A 22,415-nucleotide genomic window follows, 5' to 3' on the forward strand; every position below is an offset into this window, starting at 1 on the left:
CGAGTGGAGCTAACGTTGCCGACAGTACGTTGGCCTTAATCTATGAAAACGATTGGCATTATCGGCGCTGGCACCATGGGGACCGGCATTGCGCTTTCGAGCGCGCTCGCGGGCTATGAGGTCGTGCTCTACGACATTGCAGACGGCTTTTTGCAACGCGCGTACCGCTCAGTCGGTAGCATGACGGATAAGATGGTGGAGCGCGGCAAACTCACGCACAAGGAAGCGAACGAAGCCGCACTGCGCATCCGGACCACCTCGCACTTCGATCATCTGAAGACTGCCGAACTCGTCATCGAGGCCGCGATCGAAAAACTCGAAATAAAACAGGACTTATTCTCAAAGCTGGGCGACATGGTCGGCGAAGATTGCCTGCTCGCAACGAATACATCTTCGCTCTCGATATCCGCAGTTGCCAGTGCAACACGTAAGCCGGATCGGGTGCTAGGCCTGCACTTCTTCAACCCGGCGCATCTTATGAAGTTGGTCGAAATCGTTCGTGGACACGAGACAACCGACGACGTGATGTACCGCGCCGAAGGCTATATCAAGCAATTAGGAAAGACGCCGGTACTTGCCAAGGATACGCCTGGTTTTATCGTCAATCGCGTCGCTCGCAATTTCTATGGCGAAGCATTCCGGCTGCTTGGTGATGGCATTGCGACGCACGCGCAAATCGATCGCATTATGAAGGCCAACGGTTTTGCGATGGGGCCGTTCGAGTTGATGGACCTGATCGGCATCGACGTGAACCTTGCCGTTACGCAATCGGTCTATGACCAGTTCTTCCAGGAGCCGCGCTTCCGCCCGCACTTGGTGCAACAGAAGATGGTCGAAGCAAATTTACTCGGCAAGAAGACAGGCCGAGGGTTTTACGACTACTCGCCTAAGGCTTGAGCGACACAGCCTTCGGATCAAACTCTTTCTCGTACCGGCGACGACCCACGATAGTGTAATCTTCCTGTGCGAGTGCCCGGACAATGGGTTCTCTATTGGTGTACATGGAGATCGTTGTGTAATTCTTCCATGCGATCGCACCATACATGATGGTTGCTGATGCAAACGCCGTGTACATCGTCCTGCGAATCCATTGCTTTCGCATCGGTTCGTGAAAGGCATGTAAGGCAAATAGCACAACAAGTGGAAAGAGCAACACTGCTCCGTGCGCCGGAACCTGCACTTTGGAGAAAAGCGAACTCGCGTAAAGTATACCAAGTCCTGATAGGACCCCATGACTCACATGGCGAAACATCGTATCTTTACGGCCCGGTCGAATGGATCGAAAAACCAAAAAGAGCAATTGTGCAACGCCAATCAATGCCACGAACACCGTGAATGGCGCTGCCCACCAATAATCCTTCAGGAATTGCAGGCGTTCTGGCGTATGCGCCCCGATGAAGCGTGAGACTTCGAAGCTGGCATATGCGAAGTAAATACTAAGAATTCGGAACAGATCCTTCGCATTCTCGAAATTGACCTGCACCATCCCAACTGTGCTTTGTGTCTGCCCACCAGAGGCGGAGGCCGGAGCCAAACCATACGTGAGCAGTGTGGGCATAAGAAGACTGCCGGTCGTCAGACACCCAGCAAGAAATGCGAGGATACCCGTCAGAATAATCCGAATGTTCTTCGTCCGCAGCAAATAGAAGAATGCAACAGCCGTGAATGGCCCAAGCAACACCCACGAGAGGTGAAGCTGCATGATCCAGAAAATCGCGAATCCCATCAGGAAAAAGCAGGGCCATTGCGGCATCACACCGATGCGCAGCGTTGGATGCGATTCAAAGAATGCGATGAAGAATAAGATCGCGCCAACGATTACATACGATGGATTGACAATGCGAGAAAAAAAGCAAAGCGACCACGGAATCAGAAAAACGTAGCACCAAATAAAGACTCGCGAAAGATCGGGCAACCGTTTCGAGGCATACCATGCAAGAAAACCCAAGCTCAAATCGAGCAGCACATTCAGCACGATGAACGGCGCCTCCGGGATTTTCCAGAAGTACCATCCCACCGAGACTACATAGCCTTGCAGCGCGCCGGGAATCTGCGAGCCATTGTAGACGAGATCGGCCCCGAAATAGGGATATGAGTGTGTCGCAAACGACTTGAGTCCGATCAGATAGATTTGCAGCACATCCTGATCCGGAAACCAGAATTCCGATGTAAGGCTATACAGAAATCGAATGAGGATCAGCCCGCAAATGAGCAGGACAAGCCTATAGGGTGATGTGGTGGTAGATGTGGGCTGCGGCACGGGGCTTGCTGGATGGGAAACCAGGGGAAATGTATCTCGCGCGTCCGGCGTTTTCCTGCGCTACGATGAAACCTCTAAACTATGATACCTTTACTTGTCGCACTATTTAACATGACACTTTCAGCCAACGTTCAACCAGTCGTTCTTGCACCCGGCGATACCGCCCCGGACTTCACTGCTCAGATCACCGATGGATCGCATGTTTCCTTGCACGATTATAAGGGCAAATCCAATGTCGTGCTGTATTTCTATCCCGAAGACATGACAGGCGGCTGCACGATTGAAGCGTGCAACTTCCGCGACGACAATGCCAAATACAAAGCCGAGAACACGGTTGTCCTCGGAGTCTCGATGGACCCGATCGAAATGCACAAGCAGTTCACCGAGAAGGACCATCTGAATTTCCCACTGCTTGTCGATACCGACCGCAAGATCATTGATGCCTATGGAGTACCCGTCAACGGACATCATGCCAATCGATGGTCATTCCTCATCGGCAAGGACGGCAAGATTGCACACGTGTATCACAATGTGAATGCGCGCGTCCATAGCGAGGAGCTTTTGAAAGACATAACCACACTCAATGGCAAACACTAAGCCGCGCAGTTCTGCGCTTCGTCCTCCCCAGTTAATCCAATGTGTCCTGTGGGTCCTATGCGTCACGTGGGTCCCATGGGCCGCCGGTCAGGCACCGAAGGTCAAGACTTCCGCCGCGATCACCGCACACGATGTCATGGAGCGCGAGTCCATCCTCGCCAGCGATTCGCTTGCAGGGCGTCGCACGGGCGAGCCGGGCGCAGAGAAGGCTGCGAGATATATCTCGTCCGAGTTCCAGCGCATCGGACTCTCCCATGCTGGAACCTCCGCAGAATACGAACAGCCGTTTGATTTTTCCGAACATGCGCTCGATACCTCGAAGCATGAGCACACTCGTGCCATGAACGTGATCGGATTAATCCGCGGCACCGACCCCAGGTTGAAAGATGAATCTGTCGTTATCGGGGCTCATTATGACCATCTTGGCATGGGCGGGCCATTCGCTCTCGATACGGTCCATGCGATCCATTATGGGGCGGATGATAATGCGAGTGGTGTGACCGGGCTCCTGGAAATTGCTGAAAACCTACGGGAGGGCAATATTAAGCCAAAGCGCGATATTATCTTCATTGCATTTTCCGGTGAAGAAGAAGGTCTCTTCGGAAGCGCCTACTACACCGAACACCCGATCACTCCGCTCACAAAAGTCCAGGCCATGCTGAACATGGACATGATCGGCCGGATGCAGGATAGCACCCTGATCCTCGAAGGGGTCGGTACGTCACCAGTCTTTCGTGGGCTGGTCGATAGCTTGAACGCTCCGGCGACTCTGCATCTCAAGTATTTTCAAAAGGGCACCGGACCGAGCGATCATGCGAAATTCTATTCGAAGGATGTACCGGTCCTCTTCTTCTTCACCGGATTCCATCCGGACTACCACAAAGCCACAGATACGAAAGAGAAGATTAATGCCGATGGTGAGGTGCGGGTCGCAAAATTCGTCGAGTCCATTTTGCTCGATCTAGCCAACCGCCCGGACAAAATTCCGTTTTCGCGTCCCGCTGGCGACACCGAACAGAAGGCCGCATCCTTTAGCGTATATGTTGGTGGCGTACCCGATTATGGCTACGATGGCGACGGCTTAAGAATCTCTGATATCACCGAGAACTCGCCGGCCGAAATTGCAGGGCTCGCCAAGGGTGATGTGATTATCCTCGTTGGCGACATGACAATCCACACAATTTATGACTACACAAACGCTCTGGCCAAGCACAAACCAGGCGACTTGACCAATTTCAAGGTGCTTCGCAATGGCAAAGAGGTTGTTGTCCCGGTCGTATTCGGAAGCCGTGCAAAAGGACATTGAAAACGCAGCCGCATGAGACTTTACGAAAGTTCGGCCACCCGCCGGGCTTCTTCATCTCGGGGAAGAAAAATATAAGGAACAGAGTTTGCATCGGAGAACATTGTTACTGAGCGCCTTAGCACTCAGCACTTCCCATATGCGCCTTCTTTCCTGGAACGTCAACGGCATCCGTGCCGCGCAAAAAAAGGGCTTCCTCGACTACCTGAAGCGAGAGGATCCCGATGTTATGTGCCTACAAGAGACCAAAGCTTCGCCGGAGCAACTTGACGAGGCGCTGCTCGCTGTCAGTGGCTATGACGCGCACTTCGTCAGCGCGGAAAAGAAAGGTTATTCGGGCGTTGCGATTTACACCCGGCAGAAACCCGCGCAGGTTATTTCGGGCTGTGGTGCAACGCGGTTCGACGCCGAAGGCCGTGTAATCTCGGCGGACTTTGGTGATTTCGTCCTCTATAATATTTATTTCCCGAATGGCGGTCGTGGTCCCGAGCGCGTTCGCTACAAATTGGACTTTTACGATCACCTCCTCGATCAGTGGCAGGAGTTGCGCTCCGAAGGGCGCGAAATCGTCATTTGCGGCGATGTCAACACGGCGCACAAGGAGATCGACGTGGCGCGACCGAAAGAGTGGTCGCGGCAGTCAGGATTCTTGCCCGAGGAGCGGGCCTGGCTCGACAAAATCACGGATATGGGTTATGTCGATGCCTTCCGGGCCAACAACCAAAAGCCTGAGCAGTACACCTATTGGGATAACTTCCGGCAAGCTCGCGAGCGCAATGTGGGCTGGAGAATTGACTATTTCTTCGTGACCGAGGGACTTATGTCCCGCGTGAAACAGGCCGCAATCTACCCAGATGTCATGGGCAGCGACCATTGCCCGGTGGAACTGATAATCGAGTAATTTGGGGCACGCAGCTTCGGGGCGAGCTTCCTCGGAATTCCTTCCTCGGAAATCCACGGAACCCTGAGAAAGGGAATGCGGTTTACCACGTCCCAATTGAAAAGGAGATAAGAAATAGCGTGGTAGGAATTGTAGTCCAGGAGCATGAGCCGATCGATCGAGCCCTCCGCCGTTTTAAGAAGAAGTACGAGCGCGCCGGAATCCTGAAGGAATACCGCCGCCGGACGGCATTTGAGAAGCCATCTGTGAAAAACAAGATGCTCCGCCAGCGCGCTGCGCGACGCCAGATGCGCATTCAGGAAGAGCAAGCGTAACGCTTCTTTAACTGGTTTTTTATAGAACCCGCTTTTCTGAGCGGGTTTTTTGCGTTACGGGCGAATCCTCCAGATCGTGCAGGCGGAGTCTGAGAATACCAAATCAGCAACGGGAAAATGGGACTCATTGGTCCCATGCGATCCATGGTCCGTCCTATCTTCCACCAGATAGCCCACATGAAGTGTCCTTAGCACTTCGGCAACCCGGGCTGAGTCAGCACACTGGTAAATCGTATCCAGCAGAGCACGGCGAACGTGCAGCAGCCGTTCTGCCTCCGTAACACGATGCAGTCCCTTCGCAGAGTCCGTATCTGCAACTGCCGCGAGCAAGGAGCCGTATTTTGCCCCTTCCGATACCACCGGGTGCGTTGAAAGTGCGGCGTACCAAAAGTATGACTCGTCCCCAGGCTGTTCGTAATCGAATCTTCGAGTAACAACGACGCCAGAATCGCTCTCGTTGGCGATGCTCCTCACCGCACGGATGAAGTCCGCTCCAACAATATCTTTGGGTGCGCGATCTTGCATCACGACCGACCAGCCATTGGCAAGGAAGCCAAGGAGTAGCAGCATGCCAATTGCTGCGGCTGGAATCATTCGCCGCGGTTGGCCCGTCCCCCGAACCATTCCGAATGCAAAGGGCACTGTGATTAGTATCGCCGCCTGAGTGCTTACGAGTGGTGCATAAAACGACAGCGCCAGCGGATACCACGCGGGTGAATAGATGACGGGCATCAGAAATCCGACTGGCACGAGCACAACGCATAACCGATGAACGTCGCTCTTGATCCTGCCCGAGACAAAGATGAGCGAGATGATCGCCGCCAGAATGCGGGGATCGCCGATCGTGAAGCGAATGAAATGAAGGAGGAAGAATGGTACGATCAGTAGCGAACGCCATGTGAAGGAGAGGCCATGTGATACCGGGTCCAACGCTTCCGTTGGCATGTGGAGTAGCGTCGCAAGATGATTACCATATCCCAGAAGCGGGGCGCCGACGAGAAAATCCCCCGCCGGCATGAGCGGATTTGGCTTCGATTGAAGCGCGAGCAAAATCGTTGGTACTGCCAGAATCGTAACCATCTCGACCGCCCATCGACATCGCTTCCGAAACAACGCAAGGATGCTGAGCACGCCAAGACCAGCAGCGAGCACAACGAACGTTGTTAGCTTCGTCTCAGCCAGCAAAAGGAGCAAAGCTGCGATTGCCAGATCAAACACCACGCGCCGTGGGCCACTCATGTCCTCACTTCGCGCATCGAGCAAGAGCAGAATGCACACGAAGATGAGGCTGCCGAAGACAAATGACGGACTCAGGGCGTAACTGCTTTGATCGAGGCCAGCAAATCCCGAAACGAGAAACCATGCTGCGACGGTCGCCCAGGCAGCAGTGCTGTTCTCTGTTAGGCGCCGGGCAAGGGCAAGGACGGAGAAACCGAGCAACGTATAACCAACGAGCGGCGCCGTAAACGCAAGATCGGGCAGCGTTTCCTCGCGCGGAAAAAGCGCTAGCAGCCGGTAGAGCGCGTCGTGATACTGCCACGGGGTTCCGAATTGATGCAAGTCGCGGAGTGTGCCGAACAGGCGGATGCCATGGACTTCACCGGCCAGAAACGGGATGTCTACACCGAATAAACCGCGTGTAACGATCGAGCCATCCGCGAGCCAGTGAAATTGGATCAGATTGTAAAGCGCTAGGTGGAGAAGCGCCAGCGAGAAAAGGGCGAGTACATCTCGAATTGAGCTTACATGCGGTTGCCCGGCCTTTTCAGTAAGCCGGACAATAATTGCAAGAGGGGTACCGATGATAACCAGCAAGACCGCAACATAGAACGCTACGAGGATACTGATATTAAACAACCCGCTCACCGCCAAATAGAGCAGCAAAGCGAGCGGAGCAAGGAACCACGGACGCTGAAACCGCCCGGCAAGCATCACGGCGATACAATCAACCTTCCAGCCGTGACCGAGCCGCCAGTTTCAAGCCGGTAATAGTAGGCGCCGGGTGCTGTCGATTGGAGTGAGACAGAGCCATCCGCATTAACTCCCTCCGCAAGCACGGACCGCCCGAGCACATCGCTGAGTATGAACCTTGCGTTCGAAGACATCTGTGTCACGTGAAGCATGCTACCCATCGGCACCGGATTCGGCCAAACAGATGCGGGCGTTGGCTCGGTCTGCTGGACTGATGCATTGCCCAGAAGTTTATCAATTGCCTGAAATAAGTATGTTGGTGAAGGACTTTGCGAATCGTTGAACCAACCCTGATAGGTGACAACTTTCCCGTTTGGATCGATCAGATAAGCACAATTTGGCGCGTGCCCAAACGTGCGCCACCAATCATTGCACGGCCCATCGATAATGATCGGCGCTTTGATTGCCGGGTCCGTCTGACGCCGCAGCATCGTATCGATAAGAGCTTTGCGCTCGCCATAGGTTTTGGGCTCGCGATACAGGACATGATCCGTCGAGTCCTGTCGAACGACCCAATTCCGGCTCACATAGACGCATGTATCGACGATTGGATGCGCTTCGATCGTATAAACAAGATAGATTGAAACGGCATTTCCGTAATTGGTGACCAATTGATTGATTTGCGGGATTTGATTCCGGAATACATCGCACGTATAACTCGCCGAGATCAACACGAGCGGCTTACCGGTCGCGAGCAATTTGCTCGCAGTGACCGGCACACTATCCATCGTGTAAAACGTGAAATCAGGAATCGCAACGCCTTCGGGCAGTCCGGTGGAGTTGAAATCCGCCGGATTGGTGACTTGAAACATTGGATGCGTGCAGATGCCCTCGTTATCATCCGGCATCGCGTCCAGTCCGATCGAACCACCAAGATTCGGTTGCGCGTGAAGCACGAGCGCGGGACTCAGAAACAATACGAGGAGCAGCAGAACATAGAATTGTATGCGCATGACCGTATTCGGTTATTCTCTGAAGACGTACGATCCGAAAAAAAAGTTTAGCTTACAGCCCGACGCGTTCAAAGATCAGATCGACCGAACGCGCCGCCCATTTGGGATCGAACGCATGGTCGAGATCCTGCGGGGTCAATCGCTTTTGAACGTCGGCATCCTTATCGAGCAGCGAGCGGAAGGTTATTTCGGGCTGTGACCCGCTGGCCGCAAGCTCCCAGACCTGCATGGCATTGCGCTGCACGATCGAATAAGCTTGCTCACGTGTGAGTCCACTCTTGGCGAGTGCCAGCAGCACCGGCTGGCTAAAGACAAGGCCACGCGTTAGATCCAGATTACGGCGCATCGCCTCGGGATAGACGAACATCGTCCGAATCGTGCGCGTCATGAGTTCGAGCATATAGTCGAGCGCGATGGTCGCATCCGGCGCGATAACACGTTCTGTGGAAGAGTGCGAAATATCGCGCTCGTGCCAGAGTGCCACATTTTCCATGGCGGTCATCGCATAGCCACGCATGAGTCGCGCAAGGCCGGAGACGCGTTCGAGCGTAATGGGATTTCGTTTGTGTGGCATTGCACTTGATCCCTTCTGCCCTTTCGAGAAATATTCTTCGACTTCCCGCACTTCTGTGCGTTGCAAATGCCGGAGTTCCACGGCGATCTTTTCAAGACTGGACGCGACAAGCGCAAGCACTGTAAAATACTCGGCATGATGATCGCGTTGCACGATCTGTGTCGAAACTGGTGCCGGTCGCAGTCCCATTTTTGCGCAGACAAATTCTTCGACACTGGGATCCAGGTGCTCGAATGTTCCGACGGCGCCAGAGATCTTCCCAACTGCCATGTTGGTGACGGCACGTTCCATCCGTACCTTTGCACGGTTCATCTCATCATAAAACACCGCGAGCTTGAGTCCAAAGGTCGTCGGTTCGGCGTGTATTCCATGCGTGCGACCAATAATGGGTGTGTATTTGAACTCGCGTGCCCGCGCTCCGAGCGCCTTGATCAGTTGCGAAATATCATCCAGAATCAGCCTGCCAGCCTGGACGAGTTGGACGGAAAATGCCGTATCGACAACATCGCTGGATGTCATTCCCAGATGCAGATACCGGGTGTCGGGGCCGGCAGATTCGGCAATATTGGTCAAAAACGCGATAACATCGTGCTTGGTCTCGCGCTCGATCTCATCAATTCTTGCCGGATCGAAACGCGCTTTCTCACGTATTTTTCCGGACGTTCCTTCGGGAACGATGCCAAGTTCCTCCTGCTTACAAGTAGCAAGGAGTTCGATTTCAAGCCAGATCCGGTACCTGTTCTCGTCGGTCCAGATAGCTCCCATTTCGGGGCGAGTGTAACGAGGGATCATTTGCTGTTTCTTTGTCTCGAACGTGTGGGGAGACTAACACTTTCTCCAACCGCTTAGTGACAGTTGGCTGTGCAGTATCCGGTAACACGCAGAGGATGGATCGCCCCCTCCGTGTTGACAGTAGGATCTGCTCTCGTTCGGATCGATTCGGTTGTGCGGCACCCGACCCGCTTTGGGCTGATGCCACAAAAAGGTTTTTTGTAGGAGAATGTTCTTTATGATTCTAACAACAATTGCACTTGCCGCTTCGCTGACCACCACTTCGCCCGCGACTCATTCGCACAACGCCGCCATGCAACGCAGTCTGTCGCGTGCTACGGTAACACAATCGCACGTAACACAAACTGAGCCACGTGTTACGACCGGTTTGCACTCGATGACCGATGAAGAGAAATATTTCTTCCCGGGTCGCGATCGCTTTGATAAAACGGAGTGGTACGAGTCATGCTTCAAGTGTGCCCGGACGGTCATCGCACCGGAGCATGTGGACGAATGGAAGAACGGCGGAATCGACGCAGCATAAGCCGTCGGAATTGATTCGCTTGGACGGATCGGTCGCATTGGGCCGATCCGTTCTATCATTTATCTCGCCAGCACGACTCTTCTGACCCGCCGGTACTCTCCCTTAACATCCGGCGCGGTTATCCGAATGAAGTATGCTGCTGATGGGAGGTCCTCTCCAGAGAGTGTTGCAGTATATCGACCAGCTTTCACAAACCCATCGACCAACGTGCGACGTACGCGGCCAGTCGCGTCGAGCACTTCGATCTTTACGGGCCCATCGGCCGCCACGCCATATTCCATCGTGGTCGATTGTTGGAATGGATCGGGCGTTGGCTGCGCCAGGACTGTTGTTGGCGGGAGCTGATCCGCCGGTGTGAGCGATGGCGAGGCACACGAGGAAATAATCTCCACCTGACCCGGCACGACCACCAGATCGAAACACCGTGAGGTGATATTCATGCCGTTCAGCGTAATATCATAGGCAATCGTGAAGGAGCTGTCACTGGACTTTCCATCATTAGCATGCGCGGGCTGAAATTTCAGCCAGATGAGCGGCCTGCTGCTCGGTCCGCCGCCGGCAATCGGAATGGAATTACTTTCGGATTGCTCGAAGATCACCGTATCATGTCCCGGCGGCTTGGAAAAAACGGCAAAGGGAAACGATGTGCCTTGCGGAGTCAACGTCCCCGCAGTGGCGACATCCACAAGCTTGAGATTCACCGAGTCATAACTGAGTCGAATCATGTAGCCACTGGCATTATAAGGAGTCAGGTCGGCCGTCGCATAGATCGGCATGCTGAACGGATCGGTGCCATTGACATGAATATGTTGCGATGCCGCAAAACCCAGTTGACGCTTGGTCGCCGTACCGGTCAGGTTGATGACGTGCGGAACGGTGTCCTTCTTGGGCAGATCGAACTGCAGCGTGAGCGTGGCTTGCCGGTTTATGGTTGTGCCGCTGGCTGGTTTGAAGTGTACGCTGAGATCGGTCGAACCGTGCGGGGCAATCAGAATCGGCGTCGGTGTCGTGACAGTAAAATCGCCACCATTCGGGCCAGCGATCGATGTACCCAACAGCGTGACCGCCACGTCATTCGGATTCGTCACGGTCAATGTGTTCGGGATGTCATCGCAGACCAGCGCGGAACCGTATGGAATGCTCGCCGTCGATTGCGTCATCGGATAAATCGTCTCCATCCGGGCAAGGAGCACGACCGTGTGGACGGTACTGCCGGATGTCACCGTGAGTTGCGCCGATCGCAAGCCATTGCTCATGGCCCCGTTTGGTGTAAACCGCACCCCGACCACAGCCGGCGTTGACGGCGCCTGCGCAATTGTAAACGGAGTATCGACCGTCGAGTCATGTACGGCAAATCCCGTCATCGAGAAATCATTGTTCGTTGCGCCCACGATCGCAACGGAATTGATCGTGAGCTTTGCCAGACCGGCATTACCGATATAAACTACCGAATCTTTCGGCACATCGTCCTTTGTGAATGTGCCAAAATCAAGCGTATCGATATTATATATTTTCGTGCTATCACGAAAGATGCCCAGCTCCCCTACTACCCCACGACCATAAACATCGACGACATACGCCCGCAGATGATCGGTCTTCGCCGTAATCTGCGTGTGCATCCGGCGGTTGACTTCGTGTGGTGTAAATTGAATCGTGAAGGAATCTGTCGTCAAAGGCGATATCATCAGCGGAAGTACCGGTGCCCCCAACTTGACATCGAATCGATCGGTGTCCTGAATCCGCTTCGGGAAGGAGTAGATATTGACGGTATCTTCGGAGACATTGATGAGGGTAACGGTCGTATCGAACGTCCCGGCATATCCGGGCGCTGCCCCCAGGACGCGATCGCCGAAATCAATACTCAGACCAACGGTCTTCAGCGGCGTGATGGTCTTGAGTAGTGTACCACCGGTATAAGCATAACTATCGACCGGCCCGAGCGCATAGACCGTCACGCCGAACGGCGCACCGCCGGTGATGTTGTGGGTCCCCTGCTCGAGTGAGTGCTGCGCGTAGGCGTAGCGGCTGTTTGCGATCGGGTGAAATTCCGCCGGGTCCATCGGCTGACCATCGAGCTGCATGCTCGAGATGCTGTCCGTTGGCACGACAATATTGACGAAGTTGCCGCTAAAAGAGAACTGGTCGACGATGCTGACGATCGTGTACGATGTGGTGAACTGCTCGACGGGAAACACCAGCGCCAGCGCCGGATCGCCGTAAGCTTGTGGACCATTCTGGTTAAGTCCTCCCAGGCTCGTATGCATGTATTGCCCGACTAAGATCGGCTTCGAGGCGCGAATATCAGTCACGCCGGCGAGATGCGTGATCTCGTAAAACTGACCGGCATTGTAGGAGCCGACACTCGTGCCGTTGACAGAAATCTCGGTGGAATCCTCCGCGCAGAGGACGCGGACAAGATCGGGCAAATCTGCGGTTGCGAAGGGCACGACGAGCGCCGAATCGCCCCACGCGCTCACCGGAGGTAGCTCCTCAACCAGATGGTCTCGGCTTGGATCGCCATCGGAGTTCAGTGCTGTATCCGGGATATTCGTCCGCTGGTGACCGCTAAACACCGCGATAGGCCGGTCGGACTCGATGAGGCTGCCCGTCAGGTCGTTGCCCCGCTGGGCCACGCCCTGGACAAGATAGATATCGCCCTTCATCAGCAAGACCGATTGCGGTGTATTGCGCTGAACACCACCGGCGGACCGGTCCGCAAGCGTAATCTTTACGTTCGTCGAGTCCTGGATGCTGACGATCCAAAACTCGCTCGGTGTATACTGCACGCCGTTCATTCCGCCGAATGTACCGGCCTGATAGCACATCGTCCGGTATTCGGTGCCGAGCACATCGTTCGGCAAACCCATGAAGGCATCGCTCGAGTAGAACTTGTGATTCAGACCAAAGACTGCAACTTCGCTATCGCTCGTGACATGCACAGCCATGCCGCGCACGATTTGCTCGTCGGTCGTCACTTCGACCGACGGGTTGCCATTATTGCCATTCGGCAGCTCGATCGTCTGGATCTGCCCCGGTGTGATCGTGAACGTCTGCGACACGCCGAGCGCGGGCACTTCCACTTTTCCATGCGCGTGCGTGTGGCCGGTGATGTAGAGGTCCATCACATTGCTTTGGTCGTTCGCGCCCAGGTTCGGACCGAACGCGAGGTAAAACTCGGTGCCGAGATTATCGAGATTGTGCCGGTTTTGCGCCTGCGCACGCGGCGAGCCTTGTGCCAAAAGCGCAAGACCTACGAGAAGCAATATAACAGACCTTGAAGGTGACATCACGGAGCAGGTGAAGCCGAAATACAATGGCCATCGCAGCAATGGCTCGTTCTTATAACCCCGCCCGAACCGGAAGGTTACACGGAAATCGGGGAAAAATATGTGCCCCGCGGTAGCTCAAAAACGGCGATTCGATCATTCCTTCACAAGCATCACCGTCTGCGAAAAGCCAAACGACGTGCTGATGCGCGCGTAATAAACACCAGCGGGCAGGCCGCGTAGCGAAATAGGGACGGAGTGAGTACCCTTTGTAAAATACTCGTCTCCCTCTGGGAGAGACCGGGGGAGGGCGGCGCCCGATACGCGGCCCAGTGCATCGAACAACTCGATCTTCATAAAGCCATCTTGCGCGAGCGTGAAGCTAATCGTCGCCACGTCTTCCGCCGGGTTCGGCGTGGCAAGCGAATTGAGCTGGCTGGCGGGCGGCTCTGCCACGCCCGCCGTGCCCCAGTCTTCTTCCCAAAGCCCACCGTAGCCGCCGTTATGAAAGACTTCGCCGGCAACTGTGCGACCGTTTGCACAGTAGAATTTGCACGCGTTCGATACGACGGTATAACCTGGCCCGTGGTCGTAAGTCCAGCTTATGCCTTCGTCGATCGAAACCCACAAACCAGAGTCGGTTTGCACCATTAGTCTTCGTAAGTCACCGGCGATTACACCGGTATTCACTTGCGTCGGAAACCGCGCCGTGTCATCACGAATCTTGCGCCAGTGCCAGCCATAATCGTCGCTGCGAAAGATCACGATTCCGCCACCGGTGACAGCAAAACAAGTAGGCGTTCCTTGCACGGCGAGGAGCTGAGTAGGAACCCACCAGACATTCTGCGAATCGAGACTGATTCGGATTCGTTTGTCCCAGGTTGCTCCACCATCGGACGTGACAAAGATATACGATTGCGTATCCACGTATGTATAGAATGGAGCAATCCCGTCCCAATACGGCCACGTCGAAGCGATGCCATGCGAGCCGTCCGAAAAGGAGAGCGAGACAACACTTTGAACAGGCAAGGACTGCCACGTTTCGCCCAAATCACCTGAGACGAGCATGGTCGTATCATAAGCCCCGAGCAGAAGCTTCCCAGTGGAGTCATTGTAATAGACAGCATAGGTCCCGGCGATAACTGATAGGGCGAACCAAGTAGTCCCTCCATTCGTGGTTTTGTAGCAGCCATAGCCACCAATACTCGATGCCCATCCAGTGACAGTGTCTCTAAACGAAATATCTGTGAAGTCTGCAGGCCAGGATAGGCGACAAGTATCCCAACTCACGCCACGGTCCGTTGTCTTCCACATGTGGTGGCCACCCGCGAAGCCAACGTTTGGCAGACCTTGCCTATCGAGGAAATAGACACACCCTATGCCGTCGCCTCCGCGATGGTTGAAATCAATGCTGTCGCCGAGATGTGAGACCTTCCGCCACTGCGCGGCAACAGGCTGCTCGAAGAACGAGCAGCCTGCAAGCGTCAGCCAAATCCAAGCACGGAGTCTCATCGCATCAATAGACGGTGTAGCCCAGCGTCTTCGAATTGCCGGCACACGTGACGACGATGTAATAGGTGCCGCTGACTGGAGGAGCGGTAACCGGGATGCGATCCCACGTTTGACCGTCCGAAGTGAATGTAGATGGCCAACCAATCGGATTGCCAAGCATGTCATAGACTTGCGCACTAATGAGCGAACCACTCGCACAATAGTGTACAAGGATCGAAACGTCGGGTGCGCCGGGTAACGAAGGATTCGAGTACGGGCCGATCACGGCAAAAGACGTATCGGGGGGAGGCAAAATGCCTGAAAATGTTCCTGCGGCGATGGTCGTATCGAAATAGGTCGAATTATTATCGAGCATGGCTTCCTCGAATTGCACTTTAGGTCGTGTGACTTGTATCATCGTTGGTAATTTAGCGTGACCTCCGGGCGACATTTTGCCCGGCGTAATCGGAGCGCCTTGAGAGTATCGTCGCCTCTTCGGGAAGATCGGTGGCGGTTCGGACAGAGTGCTTCCGGGAATGATCGCTCATCCTTCAACTCAAAACTACATCGAAAGAACACGCGGCTATTGAAAAAAGAGAAATTTGATTTTGAATGGGTCTCCAAAAATAGTATTATATTACTTATCAGGTGATGGGCACCGCTTTCGGGGAAAATATGAAATATGAATTATGAAATATGAAATGGGGGTCCGGGACTTCCTCAAATGCCGAATTGCGAATTGGGAAGACCGGGCGTTCATTAAATGACAATTCAAAAGAGAGAGTTAAAGCTTTACTTTAACTTTGGGCACCTGTTTTCAATTAGGAATTTTTGAATAAAGCTCAATATTGAATCGGGAGAAGCGCAAGAAATAAATACGTAATTAGCTCCGAGCGTTCTTTGGCAACCGAGCACCTACCATCACCACACCGATGGTTGCCAACGGCACCAAAAAGGGATCGACCTTCAGTGTCCGGTGGCGAGACTGGACGAAGAAAATTGCCGAGACGATGGTCGAATAGAGAAAGACAACGAGCAGCAGCGAACGAATTGGTTTGGCGCGTTGCGAGAAGAGGCCAATCGCGCCAAAGGCAATCAGAACGATCGAGAAGATGCGATAGGCGTTCTTCATCCAGTCCGAAGCGAGGCCCGGAGTCCAGACGCGATATTCGTTGCCGGTGTGGGCGCGGCCAATCCAGTGATAGGCGATCTTCTTCAGGTCCAGCGCGGCAGCCTCCATCGGATGCGCCTTGATCCAGTCCATTGCGATTTGCCATCGGAGTCGATCGACTTCGATCTGATCGTGGGACTTGGAATAGTCGAGGACCTGATGGTAGATGCGTTCGCTTTCCGGCGTGATTCCGGTCTCGCGAAACTCGCCAGTGGCAACAGGATTGTTGCCCGTGAAGAGGTTCATCCCGGAGTTCGCACTGACGAGCACGAACTTGTGAAACGTCAGGTAGTTCCGGATAGTCCAGGGCGCAACGATGGCAACGGCCACGAGTGCGGCGATGGCGATGCCTTTCGCGATTTGGAGCCACTGATTTCGCCGGACAATGATAAGCCACAGCGAAAACAGCGTGGCACCCAGCAGCATGTCGGGCCGGACAAGCAGTTGCAATCCGGTCAGAACGCCAACAGCAATCCAAAGCTTTCGCGAGGGACGTTTCGAGAGATTGGCAAGACACAAGACCGTGAGGACCAGCAGCAGAATGTTCAGCGCGTTGGGTTCGAGCGCATCGGCCAGCGCCCAAAATGGAATGTAAAAACTGACGGCGGCAAAAATCAGAAGCGAAATGTTCGCAGTCGTGTATGGCCGAAAGAAGCGATAGATGAAAAAGCACGCCGTTTGGAGGCAAAGCAAATTGAAAATCTGAATACCCGTCTCGCCAAGACCGGAAGCGAGAAACGGAACGCAGAGCCAAGCATACAGTGGCGGCACGTAAGCCGTGACCGATTCTTGAAACGTGTAAGGATAGAGGAACACGAAGCCCTTGCCATGCACGATATTGCGAGCGATGAGATACGGCTCGCCATAGACATCGGGCGCGTGCATCGCGAGAAGCTGGGCGATGAAAGAGATTACCGCGATGGCAGCAAGCATCCAGAAATGGATGCGCGGCTCGCGAAGGCGATCGAGCAATGCCATTTCAGAGGATTGGCAAGAGGAGCGGCTCGCGCCGGTGGGCCAGCACTTCGAGCGGTTCGGCAAGGACGAGATCGCCTCGGCATTCATCCAGGCTGACCCGCACGAGCTCGGCGCCGTGCGCGACACGATCGTTCAGCCGAACGCGAACATAGTTCTCGCTATAGCCTTCTCCGCAAGGCTCGAGCACAACGGTTACATCACGGCCGCATTGCGATTCGTGAAACGATCGTTTCATCTTTTCGCCGAGCAGTCGTAACGTTCGGTTGCGATCGCGACGAATCTGCATCGGTACGGTACCGGACATCGTGGCAGCATTGGTGCCGGGCCGTTCACTATACGTGAAGACGTGAAGATAACTGAGTTCGAGCGACTCGATGAAGTGAATCGTATCTATAAAATCGCGATCGGTCTCACCCGGAAATCCAACGATGACATCGGCGCCAACTGCAGCGTGTGGCATCAGACGCTTGATGACTTCAACACGCGAACGGTACAAATCCGGTTGATACCGGCGCTGCATGAGGCGCAAGATGCGCGAGGAGCCCGACTGCAGTGGGATGTGAAAATGCGGACAAAATTTTTCAGAGCCGGCCACAAAGCCGATGATTTCATCCGAAAGCAAATTCGGTTCGATGGAACTAATGCGGATGCGAGCGGTAATTTCGGATTCCGCGTCCATCGCTCGGATCAACTGGAGAAAACTCGAACCGGTCTTGCGGCCAAAATCGCCAACGTTGACGCCAGAGAGGATGATCTCGTGAAAGCCATCATGACAGAGCTCAATAGCACGAGCGAGAATATCCTCCACTTCAGCGGAGCGCGATGCGCCTCGGGCCTTTGGGATCGTACAGAAGGAGCAGGAGTAATCGCAGCCATCCTGAATTTTCAGGAAGGCCCGGGTCCGGTCATCGAGCGAAGACGCGGCGTGAAACTCGTGGGCGTCCTCGATTTCGCTGACCGCAATGCGCGGCGGAGCGCTGTAGGTAAGACTCGGAAGATGCTGGAAAATATTGAATTTCTCGCTGGCCCCGAGCACGAGCGAGACGCCATCGATACTCGCGATTTCTTCAGGACGAAGCTGAGCGTAGCATCCCGTAACGACGATTTTCGATTTGGGCGATTGCCGGCGGATACGGCGAATCAACTGGCGGCATTCCTTCTCGGCGTTCTCGGTGACCGAGCACGTGTTGAGCACCACGACATCACTTTGCTCGCCAAACGGAACAATCGAGAACCCCTGCTCCGCAAGACCGCGAGCCAGAGCCGAGGTCTCGGCATAATTCAGCTTGCAGCCAAGCGTATGCAAGCTGGCGCGGGTTCCGGTCACACTCAGAGGCATTACGAAGCAACCCTTCAGAGCAATGCGAAGTTCTCACGGGCAGTTGATAGTGGAAAGTGGATAGCGGATAGAGACTAAGACTATCCGCTATCCACTTTCCACTATCAACTACCCATAGGGCCCTTAGCTCAGTTGGTTAGAGCAGTCGACTCATAATCGATTGGTCGCAGGTTCAAGTCCTGCAGGGCCCACAAATCAATTACGAATGGCGAATGAAGAATTACGAATGAACGTAAGTGCCGCTGCTTCCTTGAATTCGTAATTCGTAATTCGTAATTCGTAATTCGTAATTCGTAATTCGTAATTCGTAATTCGTAGGCAGGTGTTTTCGAACGAGTATTGGATGCAGGCGGCGCTTCGGGAGGCGGAGAAAGCCTTCGAGTTGAACGAGGTGCCGATCGGCTGCGTGATCGTGCGCGATGATGCAGTCATCGCGAAAGGCCATAACCTGACTGAGCAACTCCGCGATGCAACGGCTCACGCGGAAATGATGGCGATCACCGCTGCGAGCGCCGCGCTCGAATCGCGCTATCTGACAGAGTGCACGCTGTACGTCACGATCGAACCCTGTGCGATGTGTGCCGGAGCGATTGTCCTGGCAAGGATCCCGAAGCTTGTTTTCGGCGCCTATGATCCGAAGGCTGGAGCTTGCGGGACACTATATCACCTCACGGAGGACACACGACTCAATCATCAGGTCCACACCATCGGCGGAGCGCTGGATACGGAGTGCGCAGGTATCATGCAGAGCTATTTTAGAACCAAACGCAACCAGAATTCCACCGATTAAGTCTGGCGCAACCATGGTTGCAGCATCCTCAATCCGGAAGACCTGATTTAAAACGCTCGCTGTAAGCGGAAGATCCAACGCGGATCATCTTTGACATTCGTGGGCCAAGTAGCTCCGACCTGGATTCCTCGCGTCCAGCCGAATCCGAACCCCACATTATAGAGAATGGAAGAAACGCCGCTGAAGCCATAGCCTTTTAAAATACCATCGCCGTTCGCTGCCTCGCCGATTTTACCGAAATCATTGAAGACGACAAGGGTAAGATCCGGCGAATGGAAGATGCCAGAGAGCATATTCAGATTCAGCCGAACTTCGGTATTGAACAAGAGGAGCCGGTTTCCGACAAGACTCTTCCGGTAGAGCGCCGGGAGCGTACTCGGCCCGCCGAGAAACTCCAATTTTTGCCGGAGTGGCGCGCCATCGGCAGCGACGATATCACCTGTCGTTGCTTCCCATCTGAGGCGAGTATCGAAGCTCAGGCCTTTGGCAATGGGCAAAAACCGGCGGCTATCGAGTAGATAGCGATTGAATCCAAAATCGGAGCCCGGCATGTGTCCGAATTCCATCTGGACGATACTGCTCTCGCCCGTGAGTTGCTCGATCCAAACCGGATCGCCGAAGAAATTCTCGATGCGTCGAATTCGCGGATGGACCTCTTCACGGATGTCGGTGATTACGAGTGAGTGCATCTCGCCTTCCGCGACTGCCGGGTTTGGCGGCAGCACTTTGCTGCCGCCCCAGCGGCCATAGAATACTTCCTGCGACAGCGACTGATAATGATCGTTGCGCCATTCGACGCGCAACTCATTGTTTCGCCTCGGCCGGAATGCAATGTAGGCATTCCATCCAGCCAGTTTATAATAATCGCGGAAATCCTCGCGTGCGAAGAAAGCGTATGCACTATTTTCGATGCGGCCGGCGCGCCATGCATCGTCGGTCGATGTGACATTGTGTATCTCCCCACCAAAGGCCAGCGTGGGGACCGCGAAGATCGTGTGCCGCACGGTGTCGCGACCCATTCTCTCAAAATTGACCAGTGGCAGACGAAATTCCGGGCCGAACAAAAATTCCCATCGCTTATCGGCAAATCCATAACCGGCGCTTGCATTCAAGCCAAATTCATCGTGTGGACCGAAATCCGACATGCCGGACGATGCAACGCCAAGATAAAATCCAGTGACCCTATTGAAATCGACCCAAGTCGGATTTTCTCGATACGGTACTTGTTTACTTCGGTCGATCTCATTCAACACGAAGACGTGTGGCCTTCGCCACCGCTTGTGAGAAAGCCCGTGCATGTCGAAAGAGTAATAGGCAGAGTCAATAAGCGAATCAATCTCGTCCAGACTATCGACAACGCTTGGTGTGTCAATCGCGAACGGACGAAGAACGAACGGCGCCGGCACATTCAATCGCATGCCCGCACTCGCGGAGATGGAGATCAGCGAAGCTCCGGCGATCAGGAGCAAGAGTGGAAAAGTACGACGCATCATCGTTTCATTAGGTGTGAAGACGCCTCGAGCAACCACATAATAGAAGCCGCGAAGCTAAAAGGATAGTACGCCGCCGCGGCGACTTATGTTTCCCTCAGGTATAGAGACCGATCGCTTCCAGAAGTTGCAGAACTATTTCTCGAATAGCGCACGCCGTTCTGCTGGGATTCGCACTAGAAGGAGCATCATGGCATTCAGAACCGTGAAGACAATCGCTGTGAAGCACAGCCCAAAGATGAGTGGCAGCGAAAGCAATTCCAAAGCGACAGCGATATAGATTGGATGTGGAAGGAAGCGATACGGTCCGCTCGCGATCAGTGGTTGGCCGGGTACGATCACGATGCGAGCTGTCCACCGTTCGCCCAGCACCAGCCGCGACCAGAGTCGAAGCAGTTGAGCCAGAACGAAGACGATCACTGCCGCCCACCAATAATCGGGCAATTGACCACCATGCACGAGATATTCGGTGATGATACTAAAAAAGAAGCTGATATGCATGGCGACGATAACGGGATAGTGTCCGCCGCTGCGCTCACGGCCACCGCGGGCAAACAGATTGGCCATATTACGTCGGCTCGCACGCAGTTCGAGGAGCCGCTCGATGATCAGTCCGCCCACCAGAAAGATAAAAAGCTCAGAGACCATTACCATTGAACGAGAACCAACTCCGAGCTAAATCCCGGCCCGAGCGCAGTGATGATGCCATACTCGCCAGAACCGGGGTGATTCTCTTCCAAGAATCGCTTTAAAATAAACAGAACTGTCGCGCTCGACATATTACCATTGGCTCGTAGGACATCGTATGAATGCCGCATCGCGTGGGGTGACGGCGCGAGTGCCTGTTCGTAAGCCTCAATGACCTTTACTCCTCCCGGATGGGCGATGAAGTGCGTGATCTGACTGAGATCGAGCTTGTGCTTCGCGAGCAATTCCTGTATGTTCTCCGCAACGAGAGATGTCACAATGGATGGAATATCACGCGAGAGAACAATGCGGAAACCCTCACTCGAAATTCGCCAGCCCATCACATCGAGGGTATCGCGATATGTCGTGGAGAGGGAGCCAAGCACACGAGGCCCAGCCACCTCTACTTCATCGCCAACGACAAGACATGCGGCGGCACCATCGCCGAAAAGGGCGGATGCGATCACATTACTCTTGGAACGGTCCGAAAGCTGAAACGCAAAGCTGCAGAGTTCGACACTAACGACCAAAGCTCGCTCGCGCGGAAAGGCCTTGACATAATCGAACGCCCGCGCAATGCCGCCAACACCGGCGGCACATCCCAGCCCCCATATTGGAATTCGCTTGATGTGAGGATTGAGAGGGATGCGATTGAAGAGCCGCGCATCGATAGATGGCGTCGAAAGACCCGTGGTCGAGACGAAAAAGATCGCATCGAAATCCGTCGTAGAAATGCCGCATTGCTCGGCAAGATCGCACACGACCCGCTCGGCGAGTACGAGCGTCTCAGCGATATAGCGGTCGTTGGTTTCGGTAAAACTGTGCGGGACCTCGAACCACTCGATCTCCGCCGCAAAATGGCGGCGATCGATCTTCGCGTTATCGAAGACCGGCGCGAGCCGCTCGGCAATCGGACCGAACATCTTCAGAACGCGCGCCCTTGCCTCCGATTGTTCGAGTACATTCGGAGGAACGGCGATGGAAACCCCTGCGATGCGTGGCATGTGCTACTTAA

The 22,415-nt window shown here is 54.3% G+C and carries 19 protein-coding genes and 1 tRNA gene; 8 read left to right on the plus strand and 12 right to left on the minus strand.

Features of this window, described 5'->3' with window-relative positions:
- Positions 1-42: 42 nt before the first annotated feature.
- Positions 43-897, plus strand: coding sequence for a 3-hydroxyacyl-CoA dehydrogenase NAD-binding domain-containing protein (locus Q8902_12145; GenBank protein ID MDP4200306.1), 855 nt, complete (start codon positions 43-45; stop codon positions 895-897).
- On the opposite strand, the gene Q8902_12150 is transcribed toward Q8902_12145, so the two are convergent.
- Positions 887-2,260, minus strand: coding sequence for a hypothetical protein (locus Q8902_12150; protein ID MDP4200307.1), 1,374 nt, complete (start codon positions 2,258-2,260; stop codon positions 887-889). The genes Q8902_12145 and Q8902_12150 overlap by 11 nt on opposite strands.
- 81 nt (positions 2,261-2,341) lie before the next feature.
- Between Q8902_12150 and Q8902_12155 the strand changes: the two genes are divergently transcribed.
- From Q8902_12155 to rpsU, 4 genes are all read left to right on the plus strand, one after another.
- Positions 2,342-2,857 carry a peroxiredoxin gene (locus Q8902_12155; protein MDP4200308.1) on the plus strand — a complete coding sequence of 172 codons (516 nt, stop codon included), beginning with the start codon at positions 2,342-2,344 and terminating at the stop codon, positions 2,855-2,857.
- On the plus strand, positions 2,844-4,163 hold the full coding sequence (locus tag Q8902_12160; GenBank protein ID MDP4200309.1) for a M20/M25/M40 family metallo-hydrolase: 1,320 nt from the start codon (positions 2,844-2,846) through the stop codon (positions 4,161-4,163). Before Q8902_12155 ends, Q8902_12160 begins: the two co-directional genes overlap by 14 nt.
- Before the next feature lie 136 nt (positions 4,164-4,299).
- Entirely contained in the window at positions 4,300-5,061 is a 762-nt protein-coding gene (locus Q8902_12165; protein ID MDP4200310.1) for an exodeoxyribonuclease III, read from the plus strand.
- Positions 5,062-5,180: 119 nt separating this feature from the next.
- Positions 5,181-5,375, plus strand: coding sequence for a 30S ribosomal protein S21 (gene rpsU, locus Q8902_12170; GenBank protein ID MDP4200311.1), 195 nt, complete (start codon positions 5,181-5,183; stop codon positions 5,373-5,375).
- Positions 5,376-5,429: 54 nt separating this feature from the next.
- On the opposite strand, the gene Q8902_12175 is transcribed toward rpsU, so the two are convergent.
- The 3 genes from Q8902_12175 to purB are packed head-to-tail and all read right to left on the minus strand — an operon-like array spanning position 5,430 to position 9,665.
- Positions 5,430-7,310, minus strand: a complete 1,881-nt coding sequence (locus Q8902_12175) for a hypothetical protein (GenBank protein MDP4200312.1) — start codon at positions 7,308-7,310, stop codon at positions 5,430-5,432.
- Positions 7,307-8,299 carry a T9SS type A sorting domain-containing protein gene (locus Q8902_12180; GenBank protein ID MDP4200313.1) on the minus strand — a complete coding sequence of 331 codons (993 nt, stop codon included), beginning with the start codon at positions 8,297-8,299 and terminating at the stop codon, positions 7,307-7,309. The genes Q8902_12175 and Q8902_12180 overlap by 4 nt, the downstream gene beginning before the upstream one ends.
- Positions 8,300-8,351: 52 nt before the next feature.
- Entirely contained in the window at positions 8,352-9,665 is a 1,314-nt protein-coding gene (purB, locus tag Q8902_12185) for an adenylosuccinate lyase (GenBank protein MDP4200314.1), read from the minus strand.
- A 217-nt stretch (positions 9,666-9,882) separates the two neighbouring features.
- Between purB and Q8902_12190 the strand changes: the two genes are divergently transcribed.
- Positions 9,883-10,188, plus strand: a complete 306-nt coding sequence (locus Q8902_12190; GenBank protein MDP4200315.1) for a hypothetical protein — start codon at positions 9,883-9,885, stop codon at positions 10,186-10,188.
- Between the two features lie 59 nt (positions 10,189-10,247).
- Here the strand turns inward: Q8902_12190 and Q8902_12195 are convergent, their stop codons facing one another.
- The 5 genes from Q8902_12195 to mtaB all read right to left on the minus strand — a co-directional run bounded on the left by Q8902_12195 (position 10,248) and on the right by mtaB (position 18,421).
- On the minus strand, positions 10,248-13,451 hold the full coding sequence (locus tag Q8902_12195; protein MDP4200316.1) for a choice-of-anchor D domain-containing protein: 3,204 nt from the start codon (positions 13,449-13,451) through the stop codon (positions 10,248-10,250).
- 159 nt (positions 13,452-13,610) lie between these two features.
- Positions 13,611-14,966 carry a T9SS type A sorting domain-containing protein gene (locus tag Q8902_12200; GenBank protein ID MDP4200317.1) on the minus strand — a complete coding sequence of 452 codons (1,356 nt, stop codon included), beginning with the start codon at positions 14,964-14,966 and terminating at the stop codon, positions 13,611-13,613.
- A gap of 4 nt (positions 14,967-14,970) precedes the next feature.
- Positions 14,971-15,363, minus strand: a complete 393-nt coding sequence (locus tag Q8902_12205; protein MDP4200318.1) for a hypothetical protein — start codon at positions 15,361-15,363, stop codon at positions 14,971-14,973.
- A gap of 465 nt (positions 15,364-15,828) precedes the next feature.
- On the minus strand, positions 15,829-17,094 hold the full coding sequence (locus Q8902_12210; GenBank protein MDP4200319.1) for a glycosyltransferase family 39 protein: 1,266 nt from the start codon (positions 17,092-17,094) through the stop codon (positions 15,829-15,831).
- Position 17,095: 1 nt separating this feature from the next.
- Positions 17,096-18,421, minus strand: a complete 1,326-nt coding sequence (mtaB, locus tag Q8902_12215) for a tRNA (N(6)-L-threonylcarbamoyladenosine(37)-C(2))-methylthiotransferase MtaB (protein MDP4200320.1) — start codon at positions 18,419-18,421, stop codon at positions 17,096-17,098.
- A gap of 129 nt (positions 18,422-18,550) precedes the next feature.
- On the opposite strand from mtaB, the gene Q8902_12220 reads away from it, so the two are divergent.
- Together Q8902_12220 and tadA are read left to right on the plus strand one after the other, a co-directional pair.
- Positions 18,551-18,624 (plus strand) — tRNA-Ile (locus tag Q8902_12220).
- Between the two features lie 131 nt (positions 18,625-18,755).
- Positions 18,756-19,223, plus strand: coding sequence for a tRNA adenosine(34) deaminase TadA (gene tadA, locus Q8902_12225; protein MDP4200321.1), 468 nt, complete (start codon positions 18,756-18,758; stop codon positions 19,221-19,223).
- Positions 19,224-19,270: 47 nt separating this feature from the next.
- Here the strand turns inward: tadA and Q8902_12230 are convergent, their stop codons facing one another.
- From Q8902_12230 to Q8902_12240, 3 genes are all read right to left on the minus strand, one after another.
- Complete coding sequence (locus Q8902_12230) at positions 19,271-20,716, minus strand: hypothetical protein (protein MDP4200322.1); 1,446 nt, start codon at positions 20,714-20,716, stop codon at positions 19,271-19,273.
- Between the two features lie 132 nt (positions 20,717-20,848).
- Complete coding sequence (locus tag Q8902_12235; GenBank protein ID MDP4200323.1) at positions 20,849-21,361, minus strand: isoprenylcysteine carboxylmethyltransferase family protein; 513 nt, start codon at positions 21,359-21,361, stop codon at positions 20,849-20,851.
- Positions 21,361-22,404: a 3-oxoacyl-[acyl-carrier-protein] synthase III C-terminal domain-containing protein gene (locus Q8902_12240; protein MDP4200324.1), complete on the minus strand. Its 1,044-nt coding sequence runs from the start codon at positions 22,402-22,404 to the stop codon at positions 21,361-21,363. The genes Q8902_12235 and Q8902_12240 overlap by 1 nt, the downstream gene beginning before the upstream one ends.
- Between the last annotated feature and the right edge of the window lie 11 nt (positions 22,405-22,415).

This window comes from Bacteroidota bacterium, from assembly GCA_030706745.1.
Classification (GTDB): domain Bacteria; phylum Bacteroidota; class Ignavibacteria; order Palsa-1295; family Palsa-1295; genus PALSA-1295.